Annotated in this window: 5 protein-coding genes and 2 pseudogenes; all 7 read left to right on the top strand. The window is 55.9% G+C overall.

Annotation, left to right across the window (positions count from 1 at the left end):
• Window positions 1–478 precede the first annotated feature (478 nt).
• Entirely contained in the window at window positions 479–982 is a 504-nt protein-coding gene (brxF, locus tag C4542_08635; GenBank protein RJO60653.1) for a BREX-3 system P-loop-containing protein BrxF, read from the top strand.
• A gap of 86 nt (window positions 983–1,068) precedes the next feature.
• Window positions 1,069–4,832, top strand: a pseudogene (locus C4542_08630) (ATP-binding protein).
• Window positions 4,833–4,909: 77 nt separating this feature from the next.
• Window positions 4,910–5,284: a four helix bundle protein gene (locus C4542_08625; protein RJO60654.1), complete on the top strand. Its 375-nt coding sequence runs from the start codon at window positions 4,910–4,912 to the stop codon at window positions 5,282–5,284.
• Window positions 5,281–8,292 (top strand): annotated as a pseudogene (locus tag C4542_08620) (DNA methylase). The gene C4542_08625 and the pseudogene C4542_08620 overlap by 4 nt, the downstream one beginning before the upstream one ends.
• Window positions 8,293–8,294: 2 nt before the next feature.
• Window positions 8,295–9,233, top strand: a complete 939-nt coding sequence (locus C4542_08615) for a hypothetical protein (protein ID RJO60652.1) — start codon at window positions 8,295–8,297, stop codon at window positions 9,231–9,233.
• Window positions 9,234–9,314: 81 nt separating this feature from the next.
• Window positions 9,315–10,403 (top strand): type III-B CRISPR module RAMP protein Cmr1, encoded by a 1,089-nt coding sequence (cmr1, locus tag C4542_08610; protein RJO60651.1) that lies wholly within the window; start codon window positions 9,315–9,317, stop codon window positions 10,401–10,403.
• Window positions 10,357–10,760, top strand: a 404-nt coding sequence (locus tag C4542_08605) for a hypothetical protein (protein ID RJO60650.1), incomplete at its 3' end; no start/stop codon positions are given. The genes cmr1 and C4542_08605, both read left to right, overlap by 47 nt.

Raw genomic sequence — 10,760 nt, 5'->3', positions numbered from 1 at the left:
GGGACCGCCGCGGAATTCTTCTTCAGGTTCCACAGGAGTGATTCCCAACTTACGGAATAATTCCTTTTTTTGTTGCGGGTCCAGTTTTCTTATTTCTTCGACTAAATGTTCAACAGCACCCATTTTGGGCTCACCTCATTTTTATACCGTATCGCAGGCACATTTAATAAATGGTTTTTATTTTCCCATGCGACAATATATGTCGGGGTAGTCAGGTATAATCAAGACAAATATTTTTGAGGGGATGGTATTCGCACCGGTTGCCGGGGCAGCGGCCGGTATGGAACAAATTTTTTCCATCCTGCAGGAAATTTGACAAAAAAAGAAGAATAAATTCCACAATCTGCGCAAGGTTTAATCAAATACATCGGCCCGTTCATATTGAAGAAATGTTTGCATTGTCATAAAGCTTAAGGATGAAACTTGATTGTGGCCGGTTTTGGAATAAATTTTGACTGTAGACGGGAGAAGAGCAGTAATGCCGGAATCACTTGCCGATCGGGTGATGCAAAAAATCAACCGGGCTGCCGAGTTGTACCACCGCCTCGTTATCCTGGCGGCGCCGGCCGGGGCGGGAAAAACCGCCGCGCTCCGGGATGTTCAGGAACGTACGGGCGCGCCGCTGGTCAACATCAACCTCGCACTCTCCCGCCGCATGCTCGATCTCACCGGGCGCCTGCGAGCGCTGCAACTTCCCCGCCTGCTGGCGGAGATCGTAAACACCTTCAGCGGCGAAGTTATCCTGCTCGACAATATTGAATTGCTGTTCGATATTTCCCTCAAACAGGACCCTCTCCGGCTCCTGCAGGGACTGTCCCGGAACAAGACGCTCGTCGTGGCCTGGAACGGCGAAATCAGACGCATCCACCCGTCGCTTTTCCTGGTTTACGCCGTGCCGGAACACCCTGAATACAGGCGATACGCAGTTAACGATTTGCTGATCGTGAGCCCGGCGGAGCCGGAAGTGATGAATGAAAAGTGACGGGTGACGGGCGAAGAAACGTTCACTTACCAATCAGTTCTCAAATCTCGCCATATACAGGCAAAATCGCATGGGGGTTAAACGTGATGAAATACAAAGATCTGATTCAATTCGAACCCATCGAGACCGTGGTGCAACTGCGGGACGCCAATGAGGCGGCCGCAGCGCGGCAGCTTGTCCGGACCTACGTCATCTCCGGGGAGATGGCCGGAAAGCTGACCGGCCTCGTCATTCCCCAGCTTCAGTTCGACCAGCCGGCCGACAACAAGGGACTTATGGTTGTCGGCAACTACGGCACCGGCAAGTCCCACCTTATGTCGGTAATCTCCGCCCTGGCGGAGAACGGGGAACTCTCCCCGTACCTGAACGATGGCAGCGTCGCCGGCGCGGCGGGCAAAATCGGCGGCCGCTTCAAGGTGGCGCGCACCGAAATCGGAGCAACCACCATGTCCCTGCGCGACATTCTCACGGGCGAACTGGAGGAGTACCTGTCGTCTATCGGGGTAAACTACTCGTTTCCATCGGCGGCGGAAGTGTCCAACAACAAGCGGGCCTTCGAGGAGATGATGGCCGCTTTTCACCAGGATTACCCCGACCACGGCCTGCTCCTGGTGGTGGACGAGTTGCTCGACTACCTCCGCAGCCGCAAGGATCAGGAGCTCATCCTCGACTTAAACTTCCTCCGGGAGATTGGCGAAGTTTGCAAGGACCTGCGCTTCCGCTTCATCGCCGGGGTGCAGGAGGCTATCTTCGACAGCCCCCGCTTCTCCTTCGTGGCCGACAGCATCCGCCGGGTAAAAGACCGCTTCGAGCAAATCCTGATTGCCCGCAAGGACGTCAAGTTCGTGGTGGCCGAACGGCTGCTGAAGAAAACCGGCGAGCAGCAGGCCAAAATCCGTGCCTACCTCACCCCCTTCGCCAGATTTTACGGGCGCATGAACGAGCGCATGGACGAGTTCGTCCGGCTGTTCCCAGTACATCCCGATTATATCGACACCTTTGAGCGGGTCACCGCGATAGAGAAACGCGAAGTCTTGAAAACACTCAGCCGCGAAATTAAAAAGATACTTGAATACGATCTGCCCGCGATTGATTCATCACCCGGCCCCCAACCTCTTCTTCCGCCCGGGCTGATCGCCTACGACGGCTACTGGACGAACCTGTGCGAAAACCCCTCCTTCCGCGCCGTGCCGGACATCAAGGCGGTGATCGACTGCAGCCAGGTGCTGGAGGCCCGCATCCGGCGGCTTTTACCCGGCCCGCTTACAAACCTGTGGCGCTGCGGCTGATCCACGCCCTTTCCGTCCACCGGCTGACCACCGGCGATATCTACGCCCCTTTGGGCGCGACGGCGGAGGAACTGCGAGACACTCTCTGCCTGTACCAGCCCGGCATCGAAGACCTGGGCGGCGACCCGGCCGACGACCTGCTCTCCCAGGTGGAGACCGTCCTGCGCGAGATCCACAGGACGGTAAGCGGCCAGTTTATCTCATCGAACCCGGAAAACCGCCAGTATTACCTGGATTTGAAGAAAACCGACGATTTCGACGCCCTGATCGAAAAGCGCGCCGACAGTCTTGACGCTTCTCAGTTCGACCGCTACTACTACGAGGCTCTGAAGCGGGTCATGGAGTGCACCGACCAGACCTACGTCACCGGCTATAAAATCTGGCAGCACGAGCTTACATGGCTGGAACGGAAAGCCGCGCGCCAGGGGTACCTTTTTTTTGGCGCGCCCAACGAGCGCTCCACCGCCGTCCCGCCGCGGGACTTCTACATTTATTTCATTCAGCCCTTCGAACCCCCGCGCTTCAAGGACGAGAAGAAGCCCGAGGAACTGTTCCTGCGTCTGGCGGGCAAGGATGAGGCCTTCCGCACGGCGCTCAAGAGCTTTGCCGCGGCCCTTGACCTGGCCTCCACCGCCTCGGGGCATGCCAAGTCAACCTATGAGTCCAAGGCGTCGGGCTTTCTGCGGGACCTGCTGCAATGGCTGAAGGAAAACATGTATGAGGCCTTCGAGGTCACCTACCAGGGACGGACCAGGTCGATAATGGGGTGGTCCAGGGACAAGCCGGTCCGCGATTTGTCCGGCATCGCCTCCCACGAACGCATCAACTTCCGCAATTTGATAAACACCGTTGCCGGCATCTGCCTCGGGGCCCACTTCCAGGAACAGGCTCCCGGATACCCCGTCTTTCCAGTGCTCATCACCGGAGCCAACCAGGCCCAGGCTGTCCAGGACGCGCTGCGGACCATCGCCGGGCAAAAGCCGACCAAACAAGCCACCGCAGTGCTGGACGCCCTTGAGCTTCTTGACGGCGACAGGCTTGATCCGTATAAATCGAAATACGCCCGGCATATCCTCGACATCTTGAGTAAGAAGGGCCACGGCCAGGTGGTCAACCGCTCCGAGCTGATCCAGGAAATCTTCGGGGTGGAGTACCTGGCGCCGCAGACCCTGCGACTGGAGCCCGCGTGGGCCGTGGTGGTCCTGGCGGCGCTGGTCTACTCCGGCGAACTGGTGCTGGCTGTTCCGGGCAAGAAGTTCGACGCCGCCGGCCTTCCCCAACTGGCCGGGACCGGCATCGAAGAACTGGAACAGTTCAAGCACATCGAACGCCCCAGGGACTGGAACCTGCCGGCGCTTAAAGCACTGTTCGAGCTGCTCGGGCTCACGCCGGGCATGGCGCAACTGGTTACTCAAAACAAAGACGAGCCGGTTGCCGAACTCCAAAAGGCCGTGACCGGCACGGTCAACCGCATCGCGCTGGCCATACAAAACCTGCGGGACGGGCCGGTCTTCTGGGGGCAACGGCTGTTTTCCGACCCGGAACTCACAGCCCGGAACTCGCAACTGGAAAAAACGAAGTCGTTCCTTGAATCTTTACAGGCGTTCAATTCACCGGGCAAACTGAAAAACTTCCGTTACGACGCCCCGGAGGTAAACGGCCACCGCGAGGGGCTCCGGACTCTGGAAGAGATCGAGTCCCTGCAGGAACTGGCGGCCGCCCTCGGGACCACGGCTGCGTACCTCTCCACAGCCGAAGCGGTCCTGCCCGCCGGGCACGAATGGAGCGGCAGGATGAAGACGGTGCGCGAGGATGTCCTCGGGCAGCTCAGCGATCCAGCCGGGCGCGGCGCGGCGGACTTCCGCCAGCAGACGCAGCGCGAGCTTACCGGCCTGAAAAAAGCGTACCTGCAGGCGTATCTCGACCTGCATACCAGGGCGCGGCTGGGCGTCAATGAGGACAAGCACAAGTCCCGGCTCATGAACGATGAGCGGCTGAAGGCGCTGCAGAAACTCTCCGCCATCGACATCATGCCCCGCCAGCAACTGACCGGTTTCCAAAACCGCCTGGCGGGCTTGAAGAGCTGCTTTACGCTTACCGAACGGGGATTGAACGCCTCGCCCGTGTGCCCGCACTGCGGGTTCCGGCCGGCGGACGAAATGGTCCAAAGTCCAATCAACGCCGCCTCCGTCTTGCAACAGCTTGATGAGCAGTTGGATAAGATGATCGCCGAATGGACTGCGGCGTTGCTTGCCAACCTGGAAGACCCGGCGACCAGAGGCAACCTGGACCTGCTCAAGCCAGAGCCGCGTAACCTCGTTGACAGCTTCATCAAGACGCGGGCTCTGCCGCAGGACCCCGGCCAGGACTTCATCCACGCCCTGCAGGAGGCCCTCTCCGGCCTGCTCAAGGTGACGGTCAAGACCGCCGGCCTGCGCGCCGGGCTGCTCAAGGGCGGTTCCCCCGCCACCCCGGCGGAGATGAAGAAGCGGTTTGAGGAATACCTGGACGAACTCACCAGGGGCAAGGAGCTTGAAAAAGTCCGGATTGTATTGGAATAGTCGTGGGTCACGGGTTACGAGTCACGGGTCGTGGGTCACGGGTTACGGGTCGTGGGTCAGGGGTGGAAGGAATGAAGATGGTGAAAATCAAGAGGTTCGAAGACATCGAAGCCTGGAAGAAGGCGCGGGAACTGACTCAGGAAATTTACGCCGTTTCCAATGAGGGATCGTTCGCGCGTGACTTCGGACTTCGCGACCAGATACGCCGTGCCGCCGTATCCGTCATATCCAATATCGCGGAAGGTTTCGAGCGCGGAGGCGATGTCGAGTTCAGGCGCTTCCTCTCCATTGCCAAGGGTTCGGCCGGTGAAGTGAAAGCGCAACTGTATGTAGCGCTTGATGCCGGGTTGATCAACCAAGACCAATTCGATTCACTCTATAGAATGGCAACCGAAGCAGGAAATCTCATTGGAGGCTTCATGCGGTACCTTACCAAGGGGGGCAGCTCATGACCAAAAAGAATGCACAACATTATCAGCAGACCTTATTTGAAATGGACCGGCCCACGACCCGCGACTCGGGACCTGTAACTTGCCTCGGCATGACGTTTCCGAACGACGAGGAGCGCCGGAAATATTTTCTGGAGAAGCTGCGCGAGAAGCTTCGCGACCCGGAGTTTCGCAAGATCGAGGGGTTCCCCATCGGCTCGGACGAGGACATCCTGGCCCTGTCCGACCCGCCGTATTACACCGCCTGTCCGAATCCGTTCGTCGCGGACTTCATCAAGCACTACGGCAGGCCGTATGATCCGGTAACGGACAACTACCGGCGCGAACCGTTTGCGGCGGATGTGAGCGAGGGCAAGAACGACCCGATCTACAACGCCCACTCGTATCACACCAAGGTGCCGCACAAGGCGATCATGCGCTACATCCTGCATTACACGGAACCCGGGGATGTGGTTTTCGACGGCTTCTGCGGGACGGGCATGACGGGGGTGGCGGCCCAACTGTGCGGCGATCGGAGAGCAGTGGAATCACTGGGATACCGGGTGGAAGACGACGGTACGGTTTACGCGCCGGAGCCGGATGAGAACGCCCACACGGTATGGAGGCCCTTCTCCAAGCTCGGGGCGCGCCGGGCTGTTTTGAACGACCTGTCGCCCGCCGCCACCTTCATTGCTTACAATTACAACACGCCGGTGGATGTGGCCGCCTTTGAAAAGGAGGCCGGGCGCATTCTACAGGAGGTGGAGGAAGAATGCGGCTGGATGTACGCCACCATCGTGAGTCACGGGTCAACGGGTCACGAGTCAACGGGTCACGGGTCAGCGGGTCACGGGTCGCTCGCACAAGAACTTGCCGCGGTCATCCGGAAGGCCACGACACCAGAGCAAATCAGAGACCGACTCGCGGCCTATGGCTCGCGACTCGGAACTATCAATTATACCGTCTGGTCGGATGTTTTTGTCTGCCCGGATTGAACGGGCGAAGTGATCTTCTGGGAAGCGGCGGTGGACAAGGGCGCCGGCAAAGTGCGCGACACGTTTTCCTGCCCCCATTGCCGGGCCCGCCTCACCAAGCGCACCATGGAACGCGCCTGGGTGACGCGGTTCGATCAGGCCGTCAACCAGACTGTGCGCCAGGCCAAACAGGTCCCCGTGCTCATCAACTACAGCGCGGGTAAAAAGCGGTACGAGAAAACGCCCGACGAATTCGACCTGGCGCTGATCGAAAAAATCGAAAGCAGCGAAATCCCTTGCTGGTTCCCGACCGACCGGATGCCGGAGGGGGAAGAGTCACGGCGCAACGATGACATAGGCCTCACCCATGTGCACCATTTTTATACGAAGCGGAATTTGTGGGTGCTGGGGGCGCTGTACCAAACTGCAAGAAACCCTTTGGATAAACTTCTGAATATCGTCATGTTTTTTGTCCAATACGCGTCCCTTGGATTTTCGAAAATCTCTAGATATGTGCCTACGCATTATTCTCAAGTCAACCAATATCTTAGCGGTACGCTTTACGTTGGTTCCCAACAAGTTGAGGTCTCGCCGGAATACATACTGAGGGGCAAGCTTCAACGGATGGTAAAACGTGAGCTGAGACGACCCGTAGCATCCCCGTTTTCGCTTTTTACAGCGGATCTAACATCATCGATGCATGAGACCGTTTTTGCTAACTACATCTTCACCGACCCGCCCTTCGGCGGCAATCTGATGTACTCCGAGCTAAACTTTCTCTGGGAAGCCTGGCTCAAGGTTTTTACTAACAATAAACCGGAAACCATAGAGAACAAAGTTCAAGGCAAAGGGCCTATGGAATACCAGCAGCTTATGACCCGCTGCTTCCAGGAATACTACCGCGTGCTTAAACCCGGCCGCTGGATGACGGTCGAATTCCACAATTCCCAGAACCGGGTATGGAATGCTATTCAGGAAGCGCTTCAAGCCGCAGGCTTTGTCGTCGCCGATGTTCGGACAATTGATAAAAAACAGGGTACTTTTAACCAAATGACCACGGCCGGTGCAGTAAAGCAAGACCTTGTTATCTCCGCCTACAAACCCAACGGCGGCCTTGAAGAGCGCTTCAAACTCGAAGCCGGCACGGAAAACGGCGTCTGGGACTTTGTCCGCACCCACTTACGGCAACTGCCTGTTGCCGTAGTCTCTGGTCCCAAGTCCAAAGTCTCAGGTCAGAACGACTTTGGACCAGGGACTTTGGACATTGGACTTCGTTTGGAAATCGTCGCCGAACGCTTAAACTACCTCCTCTTCGACCGCATGGTGGCCTTCCACGTCCAGCGCGGGATAATCGTTCCCCTGTCCGCCGCGGAATTTTACGCCGGGCTGGAGCAGCGCTTCCCGGTGCGCGACGGGATGTATTTCCTCCCCGGCCAGGTGGCCGAGTACGACAAGAAGCGCATGACCGTAAAAGAAGTGCTGCAGCTTTCACTCTTTGTCACCGACGAAGCTTCCGCCATCCAGTGGCTAAAAGCACAGCTCACCAGGAAGCCGCAGACCTTCCAGGAACTCCACCCGCAGTTCATTAAAGAGATCGGCGGCTGGCAGAAACACGAAAAACCCCTGGAGCTTTCGGTCCTGCTGGAGCAGAACTTCCTGCGCTACGACGGCAAGGGCGGGGTACCGGGCCAGATTCACGGCTACCTGTCCACCAACTTCAAGGAACTGCGCAACCTGCCCAAGGACGCCCCGGAGCTACAGCGCAAGGGAAAGGACCGCTGGTACGTACCCGATCCGAACAAAGCCGGCGACCTGGAAAAGCTGCGCGAGCGGGCCCTGCTGCGCGAGTTCGAGGAGTACCGTGAGTCCAAACAGAAGCGCCTGAAGGTATTCCGCCTGGAGGCCGTCCGCGCCGGGTTCAAGAAGGCGTGGCAGGAGCATGACTACACCACCATCATCGCCGTGGCCGGCAAGATTTCCGAAAACGTCCTTCAAGAAGATCCCAAGCTGCTGATGTGGTATGACCAGGCGCTGACGCGAATGGGGGAGGGCAGGTAACTATGTCAAGTCCTGAAGGAGAAAAGACAATAGAAAAAGGGGTCAGCAGTCCAGATTTATTATTGAGTCCTGCGGATGTGTGGGACCAGGATGCGGCTAAGCGTGCGTTGGATGAACTGTTTAATCTGACATACCAGTACCGTGCCAGCAAGGCGTACTACGATCTTATGCAGTTTATTGCTCGCTTCCGGTTCTACTCGCCATTTAACGCTATGTTGGTTCATGTTCAAATGCCGGGGGCAAAGTTTGTCGCGCCACCATATCGCTGGCTGCGTGATTATGGCCGCCGGGTTAAACCAGGCGCACGGCCGATGGTCATCCTTCAGCCGATGGGGCCGGTAATGTTCGTTTTTGATGTCTCCGATACCGAGGGCGAATTTCTGCCTCCGGAAGTGGAAAAGCCGTTTGAGGTCCGCAAAGGAAAGATTAATGACAATTTAATAAACATGACCATTGAAAATAGTAAGCGGGATGGTGTATTCATCCAAACTACTCGTATGGGTTCACAACAAGGTGGTTCGATACGAACTGCTAAACCAGGTAAAGAAATAAAATTTAGAAAGTCAAGTGTTCCCGTTCGCTACGAGTTAGAACTTGATCAAAAAGCTAGCAAGGAATCACGTTATGCATCCCTTGTCCACGAGTTGGCCCATCTTTATTGTGGACATTTAGGCACACCTAATGATAAGTGGTGGCGGGAACGGCGTGGTCTGAGTGAACAAGTCAGGGAATTTGAAGCAGAATCGGTGGCGTATATGGTCTGTGCCCGCTTGGGCATTGATAACCCATCCGAACAATACCTGGCTTGTTATGTCAGGGATGAAAAACAAGTGCCGTCGATTAGCCTCGAATGCGTAATGAAAGCGGCTGGTTTAATCGAAAGTATGGGTAGAGATAAATTGAAGCCAAGAGAATTGAAAAAGAGTAAAACCGGGCGATGATGAACTCTTCAATATAGTTTTGCAAATAAATGTCAGGTCATTCAAGGCGATATTATATGGGAGGTGGAAAAGGAGTTGGAATTGGCATTCAGAACGTTAACGCCCCTGTGGACAGGTGGTGTAGAAGCGGGCAAAATGGAACGTATCCACGAGACGGGCATCATTGGAAGTCTGCGCTGGTGGTTTGAAGTATTTATGCGTGGCTTCGGCGGGATGGTGAATGACCCTACTAAAGATGAACGCAGTGGCTTTGATTCCGAGAAATATAAGAAATCCCAAGCAACTGATGAACGTGCCCGCCTGCGTGATGCCGGCCTTTGTGATGTATCCCAGGTTTTCGGGGCTACGGGCTGGCGTCGTCGCTTCCGCCTGACAATCATCGATCAAACTCAACGGGATACTTCATTACCTACGCCGATCAGCGCCGATCGCACTAATTCGAGGACAAACAAAAAACCTACCTGGTGGTTCCCAGACCAGCCGCGATCCGGTAACCTGACCATTCAAATGCAAAGCCTGGATCGATATTTTCCTGCCGGGGTCATTGGTGGGTTGCTACAATTTGTGGCCGATTGGGCGGCCGTGGGAGCAAAAGCGCAAATGGGGTTTGGCGTGGTTGAACCGGTGAGCGGCCGGGTTGACACCCGCCCTCTTTACGACTGGCTTGTAGCTGCGGCCGGCAACCGCCAATACCCCAAACTGCCCAATCTGCCCAATCTGCAAAACATTTTTCTGGCCCGTATTCAACTGCAAAACGCTACGGATCAGAGCACTTTTAACCTCAAATACGATCTGCGCCAGCTCTTTGCCGGGCAGCAAAACACGAAGCTGCGCCATTTCATCATGGGTACGGTCGAGGACGGGAGGATGGCGGCCAAAGTCAAAATGTCCCGCCCTTACTGCGGTGGTTTGATGCGTATCTGGGGATGGATTCCGGACCAGGCGGATGTAGACAGTGATAAATGGGATCGGGAGAAAGTTGTAGATGCCATTTATAAACACTTGAGCACAAATTATACTTTGCAAGTGTGGCGTGAAATGAACTCGCCCAGGGACTCCGTTACGCCTAACAACGTCGATATTAAGGTATTTTCGCAGAGTCTACTGGGTCTGGGAGGTGAAGATGATGCAGCGCGACTACTATGCCTTCCGGCAAACAGGACTGACTAATGTTTTTAACGAACTTGAGCAAACAGCTATGGCGCTTAATCAGGCGAGAGAAATAAGAGACAAGGTTGCGTGCCGGCAGGCTGAGGATAGTATGACGAAGGCAGCACAGAGCGCAGTGGATATTGACCCCCACTTGGCCTATCTATGGTTTTGGAGCAAGCGCGCATCCGAGATTGCCAATTCAATCCGTGATGTTTGGCAGAAGAAGCTACAGACAACTACAATCCCAGATGCTTTTCACCTGTTCCCGGATATATCAGTTATCAAACAAATGCCGCTGCTCAGTTTTATGTTTCACATCCCCTTTAAGTTACAGAAACCCTATATCAGCAAGGATGAAAAAGACTTCTACCTTCT

It is taken from the genome of Dehalococcoidia bacterium, from assembly GCA_003597995.1.
Taxonomy (GTDB): Bacteria; Chloroflexota; Dehalococcoidia; order Dehalococcoidales; family UBA1222; genus SURF-27.
Note: the sequence above shows the minus strand (reverse complement) of the source record. Positions and strands in the feature narration are given on the sequence as shown.

What these genes read in the sequence shown, in the direction of transcription:
- C4542_08625 (RJO60654.1), top strand. Translation starts at nt 4,910, where the DNA reads ATGGTGAAAATCAAGAGGTTCGAAGACATCGAAGCCTGGAAGAAGGCG.
- C4542_08615 (RJO60652.1), top strand. Translation starts at nt 8,295, where the DNA reads ATGTCAAGTCCTGAAGGAGAAAAGACAATAGAAAAAGGGGTCAGCAGT.
- brxF (RJO60653.1), top strand. Translation starts at nt 479, where the DNA reads ATGCCGGAATCACTTGCCGATCGGGTGATGCAAAAAATCAACCGGGCT.